The sequence below is a fragment of the Psychromonas sp. genome, from assembly GCF_041586535.1.
Classification (GTDB): domain Bacteria; phylum Pseudomonadota; class Gammaproteobacteria; order Enterobacterales; family Psychromonadaceae; genus Psychromonas.
Window position 1 is genome coordinate 26,155 of sequence record NZ_JBFGZY010000003.1, and the last position, 20,190, is coordinate 46,344.

Annotated in this window: 16 protein-coding genes and 1 pseudogene; 12 read left to right on the forward strand and 5 right to left on the reverse strand. The window is 41.0% G+C overall.

Annotated features, from left to right (window positions below; genetic code table 11):
* Nucleotides 1–3: 3 nt before the first annotated feature.
* From ABZA00_RS00825 to ABZA00_RS00855, 7 genes are all read left to right on the forward strand, one after another.
* Nucleotides 4–888, forward strand: coding sequence for a cytochrome c oxidase subunit 3 (locus ABZA00_RS00825; RefSeq protein WP_372880244.1), 885 nt, complete (start codon nt 4–6; stop codon nt 886–888).
* 3 nt (nt 889–891) lie between these two features.
* A complete protein-coding gene (locus ABZA00_RS00830) occupies nt 892–1,608 on the forward strand; it encodes an SURF1 family protein (protein ID WP_372880245.1) in 717 nt (238 codons plus the stop codon).
* 32 nt (nt 1,609–1,640) lie between these two features.
* Nucleotides 1,641–2,141 (forward strand): transmembrane cytochrome oxidase associated protein, encoded by a 501-nt coding sequence (locus tag ABZA00_RS00835; protein ID WP_372880246.1) that lies wholly within the window; start codon nt 1,641–1,643, stop codon nt 2,139–2,141.
* A 92-nt stretch (nt 2,142–2,233) separates the two neighbouring features.
* A complete protein-coding gene (locus ABZA00_RS00840) occupies nt 2,234–3,352 on the forward strand; it encodes a heme A synthase (protein WP_372880277.1) in 1,119 nt (372 codons plus the stop codon).
* Nucleotides 3,352–4,287, forward strand: a complete 936-nt coding sequence (cyoE, locus tag ABZA00_RS00845; RefSeq protein WP_372880247.1) for a heme o synthase — start codon at nt 3,352–3,354, stop codon at nt 4,285–4,287. Before ABZA00_RS00840 ends, cyoE begins: the two co-directional genes overlap by 1 nt.
* 113 nt (nt 4,288–4,400) lie before the next feature.
* Entirely contained in the window at nt 4,401–5,732 is a 1,332-nt protein-coding gene (locus tag ABZA00_RS00850) for an MATE family efflux transporter (RefSeq protein ID WP_372880248.1), read from the forward strand.
* Between the two features lie 135 nt (nt 5,733–5,867).
* Nucleotides 5,868–7,139, forward strand: a complete 1,272-nt coding sequence (locus ABZA00_RS00855) for a metallophosphoesterase (protein ID WP_372880249.1) — start codon at nt 5,868–5,870, stop codon at nt 7,137–7,139.
* Nucleotides 7,140–7,369: 230 nt separating this feature from the next.
* Here the strand turns inward: ABZA00_RS00855 and ABZA00_RS00860 are convergent, their stop codons facing one another.
* The 4 genes from ABZA00_RS00860 to ABZA00_RS00875 all read right to left on the reverse strand — a co-directional run bounded on the left by ABZA00_RS00860 (nt 7,370) and on the right by ABZA00_RS00875 (nt 13,353).
* Nucleotides 7,370–8,896 (reverse strand): SpoVR family protein, encoded by a 1,527-nt coding sequence (locus ABZA00_RS00860; protein WP_372880250.1) that lies wholly within the window; start codon nt 8,894–8,896, stop codon nt 7,370–7,372.
* On the reverse strand, nt 8,893–10,167 hold the full coding sequence (locus ABZA00_RS00865) for a YeaH/YhbH family protein (protein WP_372880251.1): 1,275 nt from the start codon (nt 10,165–10,167) through the stop codon (nt 8,893–8,895). The genes ABZA00_RS00860 and ABZA00_RS00865 overlap by 4 nt, the downstream gene beginning before the upstream one ends.
* Before the next feature lie 318 nt (nt 10,168–10,485).
* Nucleotides 10,486–12,408, reverse strand: a complete 1,923-nt coding sequence (locus ABZA00_RS00870; protein WP_372880252.1) for a PrkA family serine protein kinase — start codon at nt 12,406–12,408, stop codon at nt 10,486–10,488.
* A 300-nt stretch (nt 12,409–12,708) separates the two neighbouring features.
* Nucleotides 12,709–13,353 (reverse strand): HAD family hydrolase, encoded by a 645-nt coding sequence (locus tag ABZA00_RS00875; RefSeq protein WP_372880253.1) that lies wholly within the window; start codon nt 13,351–13,353, stop codon nt 12,709–12,711.
* Between the two features lie 382 nt (nt 13,354–13,735).
* Between ABZA00_RS00875 and ABZA00_RS00880 the strand changes: the two genes are divergently transcribed.
* Entirely contained in the window at nt 13,736–16,129 is a 2,394-nt protein-coding gene (locus tag ABZA00_RS00880; RefSeq protein ID WP_372880254.1) for a diguanylate cyclase, read from the forward strand.
* Between the two features lie 43 nt (nt 16,130–16,172).
* On the opposite strand, the pseudogene ABZA00_RS00885 reads toward ABZA00_RS00880, so the two are convergent.
* A pseudogene (locus tag ABZA00_RS00885) lies at nt 16,173–17,142 on the reverse strand (transposase domain-containing protein).
* Between the two features lie 523 nt (nt 17,143–17,665).
* Between ABZA00_RS00885 and ABZA00_RS00890 the strand changes: the two are divergent.
* The 4 genes from ABZA00_RS00890 (at nt 17,666) to ABZA00_RS00905 (ending at nt 20,047) form a co-directional block, all read left to right on the forward strand.
* The gene (locus ABZA00_RS00890; protein WP_372880255.1) at nt 17,666–18,157 is read left to right on the forward strand and encodes a tetratricopeptide repeat protein; all 492 of its coding nucleotides are present in this window, start codon (nt 17,666–17,668) and stop codon (nt 18,155–18,157) included.
* Nucleotides 18,148–18,258, forward strand: a complete 111-nt coding sequence (locus tag ABZA00_RS00895) for a hypothetical protein (RefSeq protein ID WP_372880278.1) — start codon at nt 18,148–18,150, stop codon at nt 18,256–18,258. Before ABZA00_RS00890 ends, ABZA00_RS00895 begins: the two co-directional genes overlap by 10 nt.
* 87 nt (nt 18,259–18,345) lie before the next feature.
* A complete protein-coding gene (locus ABZA00_RS00900) occupies nt 18,346–19,743 on the forward strand; it encodes an MBL fold metallo-hydrolase RNA specificity domain-containing protein (RefSeq protein ID WP_372880256.1) in 1,398 nt (465 codons plus the stop codon).
* 40 nt (nt 19,744–19,783) lie between these two features.
* Nucleotides 19,784–20,047, forward strand: a complete 264-nt coding sequence (locus tag ABZA00_RS00905) for a hypothetical protein (protein ID WP_372880257.1) — start codon at nt 19,784–19,786, stop codon at nt 20,045–20,047.
* Nucleotides 20,048–20,190: the final 143 nt, after the last annotated feature.

The following is a 20,190-nucleotide window of genomic DNA, read 5'->3' on the forward strand; positions in this document are numbered from 1 at the left end:
CAGATGAAATCAACAACAAGACAGCATGACAAGTACTATGTACCAGCGCAAAGTTACTGGCCGATCATAGGTGCTGTCGGCCTGTTTTTTATTGCAGCGGGCGCTGGTTTGACCGTAATGCAGATTGGCAAGCAGGGAACATCCGGTTTCTATCTGTTAATGGCCGGATTCGCCGTCCTGTTTTTGATGCTTTTTGGCTGGATTAAAAATGTTATTCATGAGTCAAAAACAGGTCTCTATTCCCGGCAGATGGATTTATCATTCCGCCAGTCAATGTGGTGGTTCATTTTTTCTGAAGTGATGTTTTTTCTGGCTTTTTTCGGGGTGTTATTTTACGCACGTATGCTTTCGGTCCCCTGGTTGGGCGGAGCGGGCAATAATGCCATGACCAATGAGTTGTTATGGCCGGATTTCCAGGCTGTCTGGCCGTTGATAAAAACACCATCAGGCGAGACCACCCAAGCCATGGGATGGTTCGGCTTACCTCTGTTAAATACTTTTATCTTATTAGCCTCTTCCGTCACTCTGCATTTTGCTCATCACGCTTTATTGGTAGGCAAACGCCCCCTGTTAAAAGCGCTGATGGTAATCACCGTATTCCTTGGGATCTGTTTTTTATACTTTCAAGTAGTTGAATATAGCCATGCTTACCGTGAGCTGGATTTAACCCTGGCATCCGGCATTTATGCGAATACCTTTTATTTATTAACCGGTTTTCATGGTATGCACGTCACCCTGGGGGCCTTGTTATTGTTTATTGTCACCATGCGAATTTTTAAAGGACATTTTACCAAAGGCAGTCATTTTGCTTTTCAGGCTGCGGCCTGGTATTGGCACTTTGTTGATCTTGTCTGGCTGTGTTTATTCTTTTTTGTCTATGTTGTTTAAACAGTGAAACTGCCGGTAATTAGTTCATCGATAGTGCTGTTGGTGGTTGCTGTGTGTATAGGATTGGCAAATTGGCAATGGCAACGAGCACAGCAGAAGCAGCAAAGGTTAGATAACATCCAAATGATGCAGGCAAAAGGTTTGCTGGACTGGTCTGGTTTATTTTTATTACCTGAAACACTCGATAAAACCGGATTACGCTTGCAGTTAACCGGCTTTGTGCGTGGCAAACAATACTGGCTGTTAGATAACCGCACCTTTAAAGGACGGCCTGGATATGATCTACTTGCCCTGTTTTATCCGAATGGCAGCGCTCAAGGTTTATTAGTCAATTTTGGCTGGGTAGCACTGGGGAACAGTCGCAACGAGTTACCACAAGTGCGATTTCCGGAAGATGAGATAACGCTTTCCGTGCAGCTCAAACAGGGGGACCTTTCTGGTTTTTATTTACCGGGTGCGGAGCAAGTTAAAGCGGGATGGCCTAAACTTATCCAATATATTGATGTTCAACAGCAGGCGCTGCAAAGTAGTGCGCAACTTCTTGATTTTATGGCTTACGCTGTTGACTTTAATGGTGTTGCTCAACCGCATTATGAGCCGGTTGTGATGCTTCCTGAAAAACATCGGGCTTACGCTTTTCAATGGTTACTGATCGCCTTGGCTGCAGCGGTTATTTATATTTTTGCACTGCGTAGTTGGCGACAAGTTGATAAATGCTGAAGCAGCACAAGGGATAATAGTTGGAGAATGTGGTGAACAATAAAAAATTAGTATTCTTATTTGTGTTCAGTTTTATATTGCCTTTGCTGCTCGCTTTTACTGTGTTGAAATTAGACTGGTTACCGGGTAACACGGTTAATAATGGCAACTTTTTAATCCCTGAAGTGACATTAAATGAATGGGCGAAAATAGAGCCCAAACCCTGGTCAATTGCGCTCCTAACCTATAAAAATTGTACTGCAACTTGTCTGGCACACCGTCAACAGGTCAGGGATTTATATATTGCGCTTGGGCAAAAGCAAAATAAAGTCGATCTGGTGTTGTTAGGTGATCACAGTGCGGAAGTTGAAGGGTTTAAAAATTATCAGCCGGTCAATAACGCGCTGCAGCAAGAGGTTTTATATCTGATCGATCAGATGGGGCTGGTGGTATTTTATTACCCGCTGGTTGCCGATCCGCAGGCTAACAGGGCAACCCGTAAAGGATTAATAAAAGATCTTAAAAAATTATTAAATTACGCACGTAGCTCATAGCAGTGTAAAGCTGACAATATTTTTTACAGGAGTATTGGATAACAATGCCCAAAATAACGCCGAACATAACGCAAAAAAAAGCCATCAACATTATTTATCATAAATATAAAATATTAGTTTTATTAAGCTGTTTATTATCTGTAATAGTGGTCGGTTTAGGAGCGTATACCCGCTTAAGTGATTCCGGCTTGGGTTGTCCTGATTGGCCGGGCTGTTACGGCTTTTTAACGGTACCAACACACGCTGATCTCCAGAGCGTCACAAAACATAATCTGCCGGACTCGGATATGGTTTTTGAACCAGCAAAAGCCTGGAAAGAGATGATCCACCGCTATTTTGCCGGGGCACTTGGTTTGCTGCTGTTGGCTATTTTATTTTTTTCTTTGTTTATCAAAAGACATTTTTTAAAGCAACAGGCACTACACAATATAAATGCTTCTCAAGGCATTATTATACCGCTTAAATTACCCGTTTTACTGGTTATATTGGTGCTCTTTCAGGCCGTATTGGGTATGCTGACCGTAACCATGCAGTTGCAGCCGCTGATTGTTATGGGGCATTTATTAGGTGGTTTTGCCATCTTAAGTTTATTAACGCTACTTTACCTACGTCTTCGCACGACTCCGTTATTAACAAAAAGCAGTTTTGTCGCGCATTACTTCTCATGGTGTGTAACCGCCTTATTGGTATTGCTGATCCAAATAGCCCTGGGTGGTTGGCTGGCCGCTAATTATGCGGCTCCTTATTGTGCGGGTTTGCCGCTATGCAGTGGCGGCTGGAGTGCAGGAGACTGGCAGCAAAACTTCTCAATTTTAGATGTTTTTCAGTTACCTGCCGCATCCAGTAATTACGAGTTTGGGGTGTTATCTGCACAGGCAAGAATGTCTATCCATCTGTTACATCGCTTCTGGGCAATTTTTACCTTTATGGTCATTTTAGTTGTGGCAATGCGCATTTATTGGTTAAGCCGTTGTCAGAAAACAAAAAATAGTGCGTTGCTGGTTATTACACTGCTTGTCTGCCAGGTTTTATTGGGCGTATTTTTGGTTTACTGGACTTTTCCGATCAGTATCGCCCTGGCGCATAACCTGATGGCGGCAATGCTATTGCTAAGTTTAATAAGGTTAACTTATTACGTGAAATTATCACCACTGCCGAGAAATACACCTACTGGCGTTCCTCACCTTACTGTTTCTTCAGGAGAAAACTGATGGCAAATAGTGTCAGCAACAATTCATTAAAAACTGCATCGGCTAACATTCATCGTGCTTCAGTGTGTAAAAATACACCTCGTACTGGTGACTATTTAGAGTTGTGTAAGATTAAAGTAGTCGCTTTGCTGGTCTTAACCGCATTGGTCGGATTGGCTCTGGCACCTGATATGGGACGCGGTTATTTCGTGCAAACTTTAAGTTTGCTGGGAATAGGGCTGTTATCCGCTAGCGCTGCAGTGATCAATCATATCGTCGACAATAAAATTGATGCGAAGATGGTGCGCACAAAAAACCGGCCTCTGGTGAGAAGAGTCGTATCGCGTCAGCAAGCCTTGTTGTTTTCAGCTGTGATAGGGACGTTGGGTTTTGTTTTGTTAGTTTTTGCCGCTAACTGGTTAACTGCGCAACTGACCTTATTTTCCCTGGTCGGTTATGCTTTTATTTACACTATTTTTTTAAAACGCGCCACCCCGCAAAATATTGTAATAGGTGGCTTGGCCGGCGCAATGCCGCCGCTGTTAGGCTGGGTTTCTGAAACCGGTGTATTGGCTGCAGAGCCTTGGATACTGGTGATGATTATCTTCACCTGGACCCCCCCTCATTTTTGGGCACTGGCGATTCACCGTAGAGCTGATTATGCAAAAGCTAAAATTCCTATGTTGCCGGTTACCCATGGCGTCGATTTTACCAAAACCTGTGTTTTGTTATACAGCTTATTACTTGCCATCGTATGTTGTTTACCGTTTTTAATTCATATGTCCGGTTATCTGTATTTGACCATTGCAATCCTGATCAATGTTGTTTTTATCTATAAAGCAGCCAGATTAAAACTATCTGATCAATCCTATGGCGCACTGGATCTTTTTAAATATTCTATTATTCATTTAACTATATTATTTATTGCCCTGTTTTTAGATAAAGCCTTTCTGTAAACTCCCCCCCCCTCGATCATTTCACAGCCATGCGATGCATGGCTGTGAAATGATGGTCAACAGATCTAGGGTCAGCAGCCCCTAATAATAATTCAATCAGCTGAAAGGATAATATGAGAACCTCGGAAACAATCGCGCTTGCTAAAGACATTTTTATCCAAACCCGGCCAATGGTCTTTGGTATCCTTTTTTTGATGAGCTTTCAGCTGGCAGACAGTACTTTTATCAGTCAACTGGGCGTGCTTCCATTGGCCGCACAAGGTTTTACCATGCCGTTACAGATGGTGATTATTGGTCTGCAGGTCGGACTGGGTATTGCCACAACGGCTATTATTTCAAGAATTTTAGGCCAGAAAGAGGACCTCAGAGCCAGGCAGATTGGCGGGCTGGTGATGACTATAGGAGCTTTAGGGGTTTTTCTCATTGCGCTTATTATCTGGCTGATTCGCTACAACATATTAACTCTGTTAGGTGCCCCGGCGGAGGTGACGCCCTATATAAACCAATATTGGCCGCTTTGGTTATGCAGTGCGTGGTTGGGGGCAATGCTCTATTTTGCTTACAGTATCTGCCGCTCCCATGGCAATACATTTTTACCCGGCATGTTAATGATGACAACCAGCATTATCAATATCATCCTGGATCCGATTTTTATCTTTTATTTTGATTTTGGTTTGGTAGGGGCAGCAATCGCGACCCTATGTTCTTTCAGCATCGGCCTGTTGATTATTATCCCCAAAGTAGCGGAGAAAAGTTGGCTCTCTTTTGATTGGGCTACTCTGCAGATATGGCTGTCAATCAAAGAGCTTAACGCCGTGATGATACCGGCAATGATGAGTCAATTATTACCGCCGCTCTCCTCTATGCTTGCGACTAAAATTGTGGCCGCTTTTGGCGCTGCCGCAATAGCCGGCTGGGCAATGGTATCGCGTATTGAGTTTTTTACTATTGTTGTCGTACTCGCATTAACCATGTCGTTACCGCCTATGATTGGGCGACTGTTCGGTGCAAAAGATTGCCTTACCATTATTCGCTTGGTGAAGATGGCAGTATTATTCACGCTGTGTTTACAAGGTCTATTAGCAGTGGTGTTTTTTATTTTTGCTGCACCGTTAGCTTCTTTTTTTAGTGCGGAGGAGCAGGTAGTGGCTGTTATTTATCAATATCTGGTGCTCGTACCGATTAGTTTATCTTCATTAGGTGTATGTATATTAATGGTGTCTATTTGTAATGCCCTTGCCATGCCGATGCGGGCGTTACTTATTTCAGCATTACGTCTATTCGTTTGTTATCTGCCATTGCTTTGGGGAGCAAGTAGACTTTGGCAGTTGGATGGGGTTTTTATTGGCGCGATGTTGGGCAATATCCTGGCAGGTTTAATGGCCTGGAGTCTTTATTATCACGCCATTAGAAAAATAGCGGTTCATTCGCCGTTAATTGATTAATCCTTTGTCAGCTATTGCTAAAAAATTGGCAAGTGTAATTTTGCAGGATTAACCACCTAAATGACAGGTTTAAGCTAAACTTTAGGGGATACCGAATCAGATAATTATCTGAATATAGCGCTACCAGGTGATGATATGCTAAACAACGATCATGTAAAGCGCCTGTATTTTATAGGCGATATTCACGCTCAATATAACAAACTGCTTAAGCTGCTTGAACATCTGGATTTTGATATTGATGATCTGGAATCAAATGCGGGTAATGCTCAACTGGTTTTTATTGGTGATCTGATTGATAGTGAACCGGGTTTTGATGGCGACCATTTAAATTTACTGAGGCTTATTAAACACCTTGTTGATAACAATTATGCATATTGCCTGCTTGGTAATCATGAATTTAATGCCATAGGCTGGGCCACAGAGCTTAGAACAGGGCAGTGGGCAAGGCCACATTCCGCGCATAATTTCAAACAGCATCAAAGTTTTTTAGAGGCGGTTGGAGAAGGTTCGGAGGAGCATAGCTATTGGATAAACTGGTTTAAAAAACTGCCATTTTTTATTGAATTCGAATCAGTACGTGCGATACATGCCTGTTGGGATGAACAAGTTATCAGCGCGATTGAACCTTATTTAAATGAAAATCACAGTTTAAAAGAGGAGTACTGGCAAAATGCATTTGATCCGAACCATGAGTTGTTTGGATTATGTGAAACCTTATTAAAAGGCCCTGAATACCCCTTACCCAAGGGGAAGTTCTTTTTTGATATAACAGGTGAAAAACGTACAACGAAACGTTCAGAATGGTGGCAATTTTATGATCAGCAGGACGATACCCCCCCCGTTATTATCGGTCATTACATGCTGTCAGGATTGCCTCAGGCGAAATCAAAAAACGTAGTTTGTGTTGATTATAATGCGGCAAAAGCAGAACAGCCTTTAGTTTCCTATCAGGTTTCCTTACCGGCAGATGATCAGCAATACGAATTTGCGAATAAAAGCTATTTTCGCTATGTGGATCAACCCGATCTGGAAGATTTAACCAATCAGGGTTTAATATCTTTATTAGAGTTGCAGCTGCAGTTATTTAAAACATTTCAGGATGAACATTTCACTGAAAATGAAGAAGCCTTTGTTGAGTTTTTAAGTGACATTTTATGGCGGGAATGGAACCCTATGGCATTAACGGATTTAGATGACTGCAGAGATGAGTATTCATCTTTCGAAGAAGGGGCTTTCCTGTTTGCAAAATATAGTAATGTGGCCTTATTGGGGGCTTATTTATATTTATCCCAGAGTATTTCAATAGGGCTTGATATCAAAAATGCCAAGCAAAAATGCGCCCATGTTGCATGGATGCTGATCGAAAAAGCTAAAGATTCCGGTATTAATCAAAATAGTGAATTTTAGCTACCCTGAAACCTATTTAACCTCAGGTTGCCAACCTTTTATATATACAGTGCCGTTAGTTTTGTGCACTTCAAGGTAAATTATCATAGCAATAGCAGGCTATTGGGAGATGATTTAACGCAGAAATACGCGAAAATAACGCTATTGTATTGATTTGCTTATCCAGAGTTGAGGTTATTTACCTTTCGCTCTGTTTTTACAGCCGTTTTTGTAACAGCAGTATTGAGCTATCAGTCTTTTGTTTTCTCCAGTTCCAGCTCTTTTTCTTTAACAGGCGGACAGTGGTAGCTTTTGCTGATGGTACCATTTTCGATTGAATGCAAGTGCACATCAAATCCCCACAAACGGCGAATATGTTTTAAGACTTTGTCAGTTGAATCGCCTAAAGGTTTACGGGCATGCTGACTGTGATGCAGGGTTAATGAACGATCTCCTTCAATATCAACACTGTAAACTTGTATATTAGGCTCCTGATTGCCTAAATTATAGTGACCGGCAAGTGTTTCTCTAATGTGCTGGTATCCGCGATCATCGTGAATAGCATCGACTGCAATGTAGGGGTTTTTATCATCATCGACAATACAAAAAAGTTTTAAATCCCGGATTACCTTGGGAGATAAATACTGCAGAATAAAACTTTCATCCTTATAATTGCGCATGGCATTATCTAAACTTGCCTGCCAGTTACTGCCTGCCAGATCAGGAAACCACTGCTTATCCTCCTCCGTCGGGTGCTCACATATACGGCGGATATCAATCATCATATTAAAGCCTAAGGTATAGGGATTAATGCCGCTATAATATTTACTGTCAAAAGGTGGCTGATAAATAACACTGGTATGTGTTTGTAAAAATTCCAATATAAAGCCTTCTGTGACCAGCCCCCGGTTGTACATTTCATTAAGCAGGGTGTAGTGCCAAAAACACGCCCAGCCCTCATTCATTACCTGAGTTTGCCGCTGCGGATAAAAATATTGAGAAATTTTACGCACTATACGGACCACTTCTCTTTGCCATGGCCTCAGCAGGGGAGCATGCTTTTCAATAAAATAAAGTAAGTTTTCCTCCGGCTCTCTGGGAAAGCGTTTATTGTTTTTACGCGCAGCTGTTTTTCCCTGAGGAATGGTTCGCCATAAATCATTGACCAGCTTTTGCAGAATCTCTTCCCGCTCTTTTTGACGATTGCTTTCCTCTTTAGCTGAGATAGGATAAGGGCGTTTATAGCGATCCACACCGTAATTCATTATTGCATGGCAAGAGTCAATAAGTTTTTCGACTTCTTCAATGCCATGGCGCTCCTCACACTCTGCAATGTAATTTTTGGCAAACAGCAGATAATCAATAATAGAGTCCGCATCTGTCCAGGTTTTAAATAAATAATTACCTTTGAAAAAAGAGTTGTGTCCATAACAGGCATGCGCAATGACCAACGCCTGCATGGTCATCGTATTTTCTTCCATCAAGTAGGCAATACAGGGGTTTGAGTTAATGACTATTTCGTAAGCTAAGCCCATTTGTCCGCGGCTGTATGAACGTTCTGTATTAATGAATTGTTTGCCATAGGACCAGTGATGATACCCTAAGGGCATTCCGGTGGAAGCATAGGCATCCATCATCTGTTCCGAGCTGATTACCTCAATCTGATTTGGATAGGTATCCAGACCAAATTCTGTCGCGATTTTACTTATTTCATGGTCATAGAGCTCGATAAGCTCGAAGGTCCATTCAGAGGAGGTAGAAAGTGGTTTTTGTTTCATATGACCTGCTTGTGAAATAGTTCGCGAAACACAGTGTAGATTTCAGAGGCATCAACAACCTGTGCCATGGCAAATGTATCCGGATAACTTTCTTCAACCTGCTCGTAAACATGCCAAAGTGACTGGTGAGCACGCGGCGTGATTTCAATATAGGAAAAATACTGCAAGTTAGGTAAAAGCGAATTACATAATATCTCTTTACAAACTGCTGAGTCATTATTCCAATTATCCCCGTCAGATGCTTGTGCGCCATAGATGTTCCAGTCACCAAGGGGATAACGCTGTTCAATAATTTTCTGCATCAATTTCAGCGCGCTGGAAACAATCGTCCCGCCTGTTTCGCGTGAATAGAAAAACTCCTGTTCATCCACCTCTTTAGCACTGGTGTGGTGGCGAATAAATACAATTTCGGTACGTTCATAATTCCGTTGAATAAACAGATAGAGTAAAATAAAAAAACGTTTAGCGACCTCTTTGGTGGCTTGATCCATTGAGCCTGAAACATCCATAATACAGAACATCACGGCTTTCGCCTGCGGCATCGGCTCTTTTGCCCGTAGGTGGTATTTCAGATCAAAATCATCTAACCAGGGCACGCGCTTTATCAGCGATTTTAAGTGGTTGATTTTTTTCAGTAACCTGTCAATTTCAGTCTGATTACGCAGGATCGGCTCTGCTGCTTCTAATAATTGCAGCTGCTGCTCAAGTACTTTTAATTTTTTACGTTTACCCAATGTGAGTGCGATACGCCGAGCATGGGCGGACTTTAATGATCTGACAACATCCATTTGCCCCGGAGAACCCTGGTTGCTGAAACCTGCTTTGCGGAGTTTGAATTCATCTATGCCGGCTAACTGACGCTTAACCATATTAGGTAACGCCAGATCTTCAAACATAAAATTAAGAAACTCTTCCTGTGTTATTTCAAAAATGAATGCATCTTCACCTTCACCGCTGTCACTTGCACCTGATCCGCTGCCACCTGCATCTCCCGCCGGGGGGCGGGGGATCTGATCACCGCTGATGAAATCTTTATTGCCCGGTAATATGCGTTCGCTATGCCCGCCTTGACCATGATGAAAAAGTGGTTCCTGTATATCCCCAGCGGGGATATGTATCTCTTCACCATGTTCAATATCGGTAATGGAACGATGAGTTATTGCATCCGCCACCGCTTTTTTGATATGGATACGGTAACGCTTTAAAAAGCGCTGTCTATTAACCGTGCTCTTTTTTTTAGCATTTAGTCGGCGATCAACAATATAGCTCATAATCAACGACCTCAAGCGCAGTTAATAGCAGGCGATGGATTTTTATTTGGGTAAAAAACATTTAATCTCCTTAGGGCCTGTTTATTTCTCGTGGTTAATTTTGTTCGGGATAAAATCGTTTTAATCGTGGTGCGAAGTTTGCGGCCTGGTCATCCTAAACAAATACTTCGCAACAAAGAGTAAAACACTTTTAGCGGAACCCATCGGTGGCATTTGTAGAACAACGACACCGCACAGCCTTTGCCTTGTACAAAGAACCTGAAAATGGCAGTAAAAACAATCTCGAAAGATAAATAGCCCCTAACCTAAGCAGAGTTATTATTGCGACTTTCTGACCCGTAAATACCACTCGGAAAGCAGGCGAACTTGTTTTTCCGTATACCCGCGGGCACTCATACGATCAACAAACTCTCTGTGTTTATTTTGCTCATCAGCTGACGCTTTTTTACTAAAGGAGATAACCGGTAATAGATCTTCTGTATTAGAAAACATTTTTTTCTCAATGACGGTACGTAACTTTTCATAACTACTCCAAGTAGGGTTTTTACCATCATTATTTGCGCGAGCACGTAATACAAAATTTACTATTTCATTACGGAAATCCTTCGGATTACTGATGCCAGCAGGTTTTTCAATTTTTTCTAGCTCTTCGTTAAGGGATGCCCGGTTGAGAATCTCTCCGGTTTCAGGTGTCCTGAAGTCTTGATCCTGAATCCAGAAATCTGCATAGGTGACATAACGGTCAAAGATGTTTTGTCCGTATTCGGCGTAGGACTCTAAATAAGCGGTTTGGATCTCTTTACCTATAAATTCTACGTAACGAGGAGCAATAAACTCTTTGATAAAAGTTAAATATTTTTCCTGTAACTCCTTATTAAACTGCTGCTGTTCAATCTGCTGCTCTAATACATACAAAAGATGGACCGGATTGGCGGCAACTTCAGTAGGATCAAAGTTAAAGACCTTTGCCAGAATTTTAAAAGCAAAACGGGTGGATAAACCGTTCATTCCTTCATCGACGCCTGCTGTATCTCTATATTCCTGTATCGATTTAGCTTTAGGATCAGTGTCTTTTAAGTTTTCACCATCATAGACCTTCATTTTCGAATATATACTTGAATTATCAGGCTCTTTTAAGCGAGACAGGATAACGAACTTAGCCAGCATTTTAAGTGTATCCGGTGCACACAAGGCCGCATGCAGGGAGCTGTTTTCCAGCAATTTTTCATAAATTCTTACTTCTTCGGAGACGCGCAGGCAATAAGGGATTTTGACAATGTAGACACGGTCAATAAAGGCTTCATTATTTTTATTATTTTTAAAATTCTGCCATTCAGATTCATTGGAGTGGGCAAGAATAATCCCCTCAAAGGGAATGGCACTTAAACCCTCGGTACTGTTGTAATTACTTTCCTGCGTTGCGGTTAATAATGGATGAAGCACTTTGATCGGCGCTTTAAACATTTCCACAAATTCCATCAACCCCTGATTGGAGCGGCATAAAGCACCTGAAAAGCTGTAAGCATCTGGATCATTTTGTGGAAAATCTTCAAGCTGGCGAATATCTACTTTACCCACCAGTGAGGATATATCCTGATTATTTTCATCACCCGGCTCAGTCTTAGAAATAGCGATTTGATTTAATATAGAGGGATAGAGTTTAACCACGCGGAATTTATTTATGTCACCATTGTATTCAATCAAACGTTTGCCGGCCCAGGGCGACATAATAGTACCTATATAACGTTTCGCAATGCCATAGTCTTCTTTGAGGATCTGTCCATCCTCTTCCGGATCAAATAACCCCAGAGGTGATTCAAATACCGGAGAGCCTTTAATACAGTAGATCGGCTGTTTTTCCATCAGCGATTTCAGTTTTTCAGCCAATGACGATTTACCACCACCTACGGGACCAAGCAGATAAAGAATCTGTTTCTTCTCTTCCAGGCCCTGCGCTGCGTGTTTAAAGAAAGAGACAATATTTTCTATACACTCTTCCATTCCATAGAAATCTTTGAAGGTGGCATAGCGTTTGATTACTTTATTGGAGAAGATACGACTTAAGCGTGTATCGCGTGAGGTATCTATTAGTTCCGGCTCACCAATTGCCATCAGTATGCGTTCCGCTGCAGAAGCATAAACACTGGGATCTTTTTTACATAGATCCAGATATTCCTGAATGGACATCTCTTCCTCTTTGACATTCTCGTAACGCTCACGATAGTGATCTAAAAGATTCATAACCTCTCCTCATCATAGGTAAAAGAGTAAGCTGCATCAGCTTATATGTTTTGCCTGTGATATTTTTCCCAATGCATCATGCGATGGTTAATGTTATCTGCCGCTCAACATTATTACTCTTAGTTAAGAATAGTCAAAAATCTAAATTAATTGCGTTACTTTTTAAAAAAGTATGTAAAAAATAGTTGCTTACGTAACAATTTCATAAAATTGTTTTGATATTAAGTGGTGGTTTTCTTAACTTTTTCACCTGCAGCTGCTTGTTGTAGCGGTTGTCATTGAGTGAAAGTATCACTTTGATTATTGCATCCATTTATTGAAATTAGGTGGGTATACACTTTTCATCAGGTACTGGCTTTGCTGCAGACTAGCCTCCAACTCATGCAGCTCATTGAATACCAAATAAGCTTTATCTTTGTAGGGCAGGTCTGCGAAATGGGTAATAAGACAAGAGACCATACCGGCATTATTTGCTGCTTGTATATCATAAAGGTGATCACCAACATAAATAATATTGCGACAGTCTATCCCCCATAGTTGTGCTATTGCAATTAAGGCATCAGGGTTAGGTTTGGCGGGATAATCTTCACGAGTTAATAAAATATCAACGTTGATCGCATTTTTTTTCAATTTGAGCTGCGCGGCCCGCAGACAGTTTCTTGTCACGATAGCGGTAGGGTATTTCTGCAGCGCAAGAAATGCTAATAAACTTTCACAGCCTGGCAAATGCGAAGATGTCAGAGCGTCTAACTTTTCATGAGCAATAATAAAATCATTAGCCTGTTTAATAAGCGTTGCTGATTTCATCGCTTTGATAAACTCTAATATATCAGTCCTGTCCGGACAGTTCAGGATATCTCTTAACAACCGGAAGTTAAGTTGTGAGGTGACCAGGGTGTTATCCAAATCAAATATAAGGGCTTGTATACTGCTCAATTTGTTCATTAGTTAGTTCACTATCTCGCGTCTACTTTCAGACTATCCCAATATAATGATCCTCTGTTTTAGGGGAGTCTTCCGGTAGGGGGTACAAGGCAACTTGGCTTCAGGCAGTCCTAAATTGCATTTGCAAAATAGATACCCTGTGTCCAGTGTTAGACTTTAATTATATTATATTGTTCATTTGTATTTTTAATTCGCTGTTTTTGCGATTGAAAAGGTGGCATATGTCAGTCAGATACTATGTTATTTTGGAAAAAATAATAACAAATCAATATGTTATTGATATTCATAGAATATCGAGGTAGTTTAAAGATAATTGTCGATTTTTGCGTGTATAATGTGTGCTTAATGTCTTGCCATTTTGCTTTAAGAAAAGGATTTTTTGTTGCTTATCAGAAGTTTAAAAATATATCTTTGCCTTCTAGTCTTATTCAGCAGCCTCTTATGTGCAAAAGAATTAAAACAGGTAACACTGCAACCCGCCTGGTTCGAACAATTCCAATTTGCCGGTTATTATATTGCAAAAGAAAAAGGCTTTTATAATGACGTCGGTTTAGCGGTTGAAATAAAGCCTTTTGATCTTGTTAGTGAAAATAACATTGCCCAACAGGTTCATGATGGCCAGGCTGATTTTGCCGTCGGTAAAGAAACCTTAATCCTGGAAAGGGCGCACAATAAAAAAATTGTTATCTTATACGCACTTTTTCAATCAACTCCTCTTATTCTTCTCAGCACCAAAGAATCTCAGATCAATACCATCGATCAGTTTACCGGTAAAAAAGTCATGGCTGGCAGCAGTGATGCTGAACAGGTATCTTTAAAAGCCATGCTTAATTCAAATGGTGTAGCGTTAAAGGATTTAATTGAATTACCTCATTCTCACAATATCATGGAGTTGGTGAACAAAAAAACCGATATCATGTCTGCTTATATATCAAAAACGCCTTACGAGTTGGAAAAAATGGGCGTGGATTATAATGTTTTTGCTCCTCAAGATTATGGTTTTGATATGTATAGTGATTTTTTATATACCAGTGAAGAATTAATCGCCAAAGATATCACTACCGTAAAGGCGTTCAAGGAGGCGTCATTAAAAGGCTGGCAATATGCCTTTGCCAATATGCCTGAAACCGTGGATTTAATTTTTGCCAAGTATAACCAGCAAAATTTAACGAAAGAGGCGCTGTTGTTCGAAGGTGCCGCACTAAAAAAACTGTCCTATTTGGATACAGATGTAATAGGCACAATAGATCAAAATAAATTACAAAGAATTTTGGATCTTTACCGGGTATTAGGCGTCGAGAGAGGAGATGTAGATTTTTCGCAACTGATATTTGACCCTGAAAATCCGCGATTATTTTTAACCCAGCAAGAAAAAGCTTATTTAAGCCAGAAACAAAAGATCACTATCTGTATCGACCCGAACTGGCTGCCCTATGAGGCTTTTGATAAAGACGGCAAGCATATCGGCTTAAATACAGAGTTTATTAATATTTTCAGAAAGCAGTTACCTGTGCCAATAGAAATCGTGCCAACGTCTACCTGGAGTCAATCCCTGCAATTTGCGCAGCAGAGAAAATGTGATCTGTTATCATTAGCGGTAAAAACAGATGAGCGAAAAAAATATCTCAATTTCACCTCTCCTTATCTGGTCTATCCGCGGGTTCTGGTGACCAAACCCAATCTCCCGTTTATCGATAATTTCACCTATCTTGCCGATAAAAAAATAGCGATACCCAAAGGCTATGCACAGGGAGAAATCATCAGAAAAGCATATCCGAAGATGATCATTGTTGAGGTTGAGAGCATCAAAGAGGGCCTTGAAAAAGTTGCAAAGGGCGAACTTTACGGATTTATTGGCGGCCTGAGCGAGGTTGGACATTTATTACAGGAGCAATTTATAGGGCAACTTAAAGTCAGCGGTAAATTTGACCAAAAAGAACAATATGGGATCGGGGTGAGAAACGATGAAATCCTGCTTTTAAATATTTTTCAAAAACTTGTAGACAACTTATCAGAAGAAACCAGACAAAATATTGTCAGCAAAAGTGCGGTCATTAAATATGAGCCGGAATTTGATTATGAAATGCTGTGGTGGTTGTTGTTTATTCTGTTCGTGGTTATTTGTGCATTTTTATACAGACAAAGCGTATTAAATACCTTAAATAAAAAATTAAATGAAAAAGTAGCCGAGAAAACCAAGGCGTTACAAGAGCTCAATGAAAGCCTGGAAAGAAAAATAAAAGAGAGAACCCGAAAGATAGAGCGTTCCAAAGAAATTTTACAAAACGTCGCCTTTAAAGATAACTTAACTGACATTTTTAATCGCCATTATCTTTTTGAAGCATCTGAACCACTGTTAAACAGAGCTAATGAATTCAATGAGCCGCTATCATTATTGCTGATTGATATTGACCATTTTAAGAAAGTGAATGATACCTACGGTCACCTCATTGGCGATAATATATTGAAATTTTTTGTGGTAAATATACAGAAGGTGCTAAGAACAGATGATATTTTTGTCAGGTATGGCGGAGAGGAATTTGTTGTATTACTGCCAAAAGTTAATATTGACGAAAGCCTGATCGTAGCTGAAAAATTACGCCGGATTGTGGAGCAGGACTCATACCGGAACAATCAGCTGAATATACCTATTACCATCAGCATCGGGGTTAGCCAGTATCAGCATCCCGAGACGTTGGAAAAACTGATCAGCCGGGCGGATTTGGGATTATACCGTGCGAAGCAAAACGGTCGAAATCAAGTACAGAAAATATAAAAATAATAGAAAAAAGTCGACTATGGGTTTTAATGCCTGTCAGTTAAGAGCTGATAGGCATTTTTTTACCTTTTTTCTCTGGGTATCTTTTGGGTCTTGCTTTCACTATTTTTGGGTAAGCCCTTTCCCGCCGCTCTGGTAATACAAAGGCTTCCGCCATAGCAATCAATCCGTTAATTACTTTAGGTATTTTTCCTGGAGATACAAACGGCAACATCGCTAACTCACCAATGATATAAGCAGAGGCGCGACTAAAACTTAGCTGATAGGGCATCACTCCTTTTAAACTATGTGCCATCTTGGCCATTTGGAAACGAATTAAATTATACGCGAGTAAAACGCCCGATAATTCTTGTTCCACCATTTCCGGTTTTTTACTTCTTAATGTGAGTTGGTTTTTAAGCATATACTGTTTCATTTCTCTAAACCTTAACTCGATTTTCCAACGATGGGTATATAAATCAGCAATATTTTCAACAGGATACCGTAGCGGGTCTGTCATCGAAGTGAGAATTGAGTACGACTAAATTTTATAACAAAGAAGATTCGCGCTTGTCGTTATGCAGCCTCCCAAAAGCAGTTTCATTTTCTTGAGTATCAGGTGTACGCCAAACAACACCATCGACACCGAGCAGTTTCAAACCACAAAAAGTAGGAGAAGGTGTTTTTTCATGCCATAGCTGTTGAGTTTGGTTGAAAATACGTTTTACAACCTCTGCCCCTAATCGTTGCCTTGCTTGAACAACGGCACTGGGTGCGACAAATGGGCGTTTTCCCGGCAGCATAATATCAAGCTGATTAACGATATCAGTCATCGGTAAGTGCCTAAAAATAGACATGCCAATAATGCTCCAGACCATCATTTACAGGGGTAATCTACGCTTTCTTAGGGTAACAATACCTGACTCTTTAAGGCAGGTATCAATTAGATCAGGGGACAGTACTTCTGATAACGAATGAAAATTTTCAGGACAGAACGTAGAAAGAGAGTGGAAATCATAATCTAAAGGCATAAAAAAATCCGATGTTAAGTGAACATCGGATTTTGATCTCATTCAGCTAACAATCAATCGATTTTTCTTAACTGATCGGCATTAGACTATGGGTTTTGTCTTTTCATATCGACCCAACATCCGTGTGCTGTGATAATTTTTGTCTAATGGTCATTCCACATTGCTCTTCAAAGTACGGAAAAAAGCTCAACAGCCTTTATTCCCGCCGCTTAATAAACTGCCTGACTTATTAACTATCTGATCAACCTGCCGGTTAAAATTCAAAATAACTCAATCCCATAAGCAGGCTATTGATAAAGCAATGCTTTGTTCTCATCTATTTTTGACCATTTAAATCTGCGCAATGTTATTAATGTTGTTTAAGGTACATGTAATCCACCCTGCAAATTAGTTCACTGAATCAGCTAGATTGATGATTTTAGAGACTATACTTCTCAGTAGGTAAGATAGTTCAGCCTCTAAGAAATTAATTTTTCTTATTATCAATGGATCAAGCTGAACAATAAGGGAGGAGGGAACTGTTATGCACAAACGCATTATTTTTGTGCTGCTTTGTATGTGTATATCCTCTGTTGAATGCGCAATAAGCGAACAGGAACAGGCAAAAACTTACAGTATTTCTGCCGAGCGGGGAGATGCTGCTTCACAGCATAATCTCGGGGTGATGTATATGACCGGTAGCGGGGTAGCGCAAAGTTACTCTCAGGCTTTCAAATGGTTTGCTAAAGCCGCTGAACAGGGGCTTGCTAACTCTCAGGTTAATCTTGGCACTATGTACAAGGAAGGTCTGGGGGTACGGCAGGACAATAGCAAAGCTTTTTTCTGGTATGAAAAAGCTGCGCTGCAGGGGCATGCCGCAGGGCAAAATAACCTGGCGCTAATGTATATGTTGGGGCTGGGCATCTCCCATAACCCGAGTGAGGCAGCCAAATGGTGGCAAAAAGCAGCACAACAGGGGCATGTTAATGCTCAGGTCACAGCCTCGGCACTATTTACGAACTTGGCCTGGGTGTAGCGAAAAACGCTGCTCAAGCTACAAACTGGTGGCAAAAAGCTGCGGCGCAGGGAAGTGTCAGTGCTAAAGATAAATTAATAAATAGCAGTACTGCTCAGTAACGAAAGATTATTTTGTGATTTTGATTCTCAGCAGCGAGGTTGATAACAGAGTTATCTAAATTGGTATAACCACAATGAGGAGTTTTTATGGCTATTATTCAATCATTTGGAGCTGCGCAGACGGTTACCGGTTCATGTCACTTTTTACAACTTAAAAAAGGGCCGAAGATTCTTGTTGATTGCGGTTACTTTCAGGGGCGCGACGAAGAGCTGATTTTTGAGCCCTTTGACTTTGATCCGAAAAAAGTAAATATCCTGCTAATCACTCATGGTCATTTGGATCACATCGGGCGTATTCCTAAACTGGTTAAAGAAGGTTTTGACGGTAAAGTGATCGCCTTAAGGGCTACAATGGATCTGGCTGAAGTGATCTTAATGGACAGTGCCAAAATTGCAGAAGAGGATTATAAAACGGCGCTTAAAAAAGCTAAAAGATCCGGTCAGGAAAAAACAGTTCGCCCGCCTGTCTATACCTCTGATGATGCCCAGGCAGTATTTGATTTAACTATTCAATATGCCGAATACAATAAGGCCATTCAAATTGCACCCGACGTCAAAGTCACCTTTAGAAACGCCGGGCATATTCTCGGCTCAGCAACTATTCAAATTGAGTTTGCCGAAGAGGGGGTCTCAAAGTCGGTGGTTTTCAGTGGTGATTTAGGTGGTCGTGATGATTTGATCATGCCGTCACCAACCCCGGTAAAATCAACGGATGCCTTGTATATCGAATCAACCTATGGAGATCGTGATCATCGCGGCTTGCAGGAAACTGTAAAAGAGTTTAAGGAGATCCTGAACAGCACTTTAAATAATCAGGGGAATGTTCTGATCCCCTCATTTGCCATTGAGCGCACGCAGGAAATTTTACTGTTGCTGAAGCAGATGTATTACGATAATGAGCTGCCGGTTTGTAAGGTGTTTTTAGATTCTCCAATGGCGATACGGGCCACGCAAATTTACACTAATTACCATCATCAATTAAACGATTCAGCAGATAAGCTGATGCAGCGTGACGGCTCTGTGTTTGATTTTCCCTATCTGCAATACTCGCTTAAAAATCAGGATTCGATGCTGATTAATGAGCAGGAAAGCGGCTGCATTATTATCGCTGGCAGCGGAATGTGTACTGGCGGACGTATTCTGCATCACTTTAAACACAGGTTATGGGATGAGCGTAACAGCGTCATATTTGTCGGTTATCAGGTTCAGGGGACGCTGGGGCGGCAAATGATTGATGGCGCAGAGTCGATTCAGCTTTATCACGAAAGTATAAAAGTGAATGCCAGGATACATATGATTAACGGCTTTTCAGCACATGCAGATCAAAGCAATCTGTTAGCCTGGATGGCTGACTTTGATAAACTTGATAAGGTATTCTTAATACATGGCGAACCTAAACAGCAGGCTACTTTTAAACGGGTCATTGAAGAGAGACTGCATAAAACCACCCATATTGTCGAATATGCAGAGGAAGTTTGGATATAGCAACAGCAAACAATTCAGCTGATAATACAAGGGGAACAGAATGGAGCATTTGTGGGATGAAGCGCAATTTATCGCACCGGGTTTAATGGTGATGGTGACTAATAGTTTGGGGGATAAATTGGGTACGGAAGTGGTTAATATCAAAACCGGCAGAGTTGAAGTGATGTGCAAACCTCACCAGGTCACGGTGCAGAATGATGGTGACTGCTTTTGGTTGGAGTCCGGGAAGATGCCAAATATCGACATCAGCAAAGATGAAGCAGATTTATTAACTAAATTACTGAATGTTGAAATAGGCAGGTAAACGAAATAAATGTCGGATTATTGCTATTAAAACGATTAAATAGGCTTTACCGGATTCTCCAGTAAAGGCGGGCATCTATCTCCTCACCATGTTGGTTATGGGTAAATAAACTATACTTCTGGTATCAATCCAAATCTGGCGGA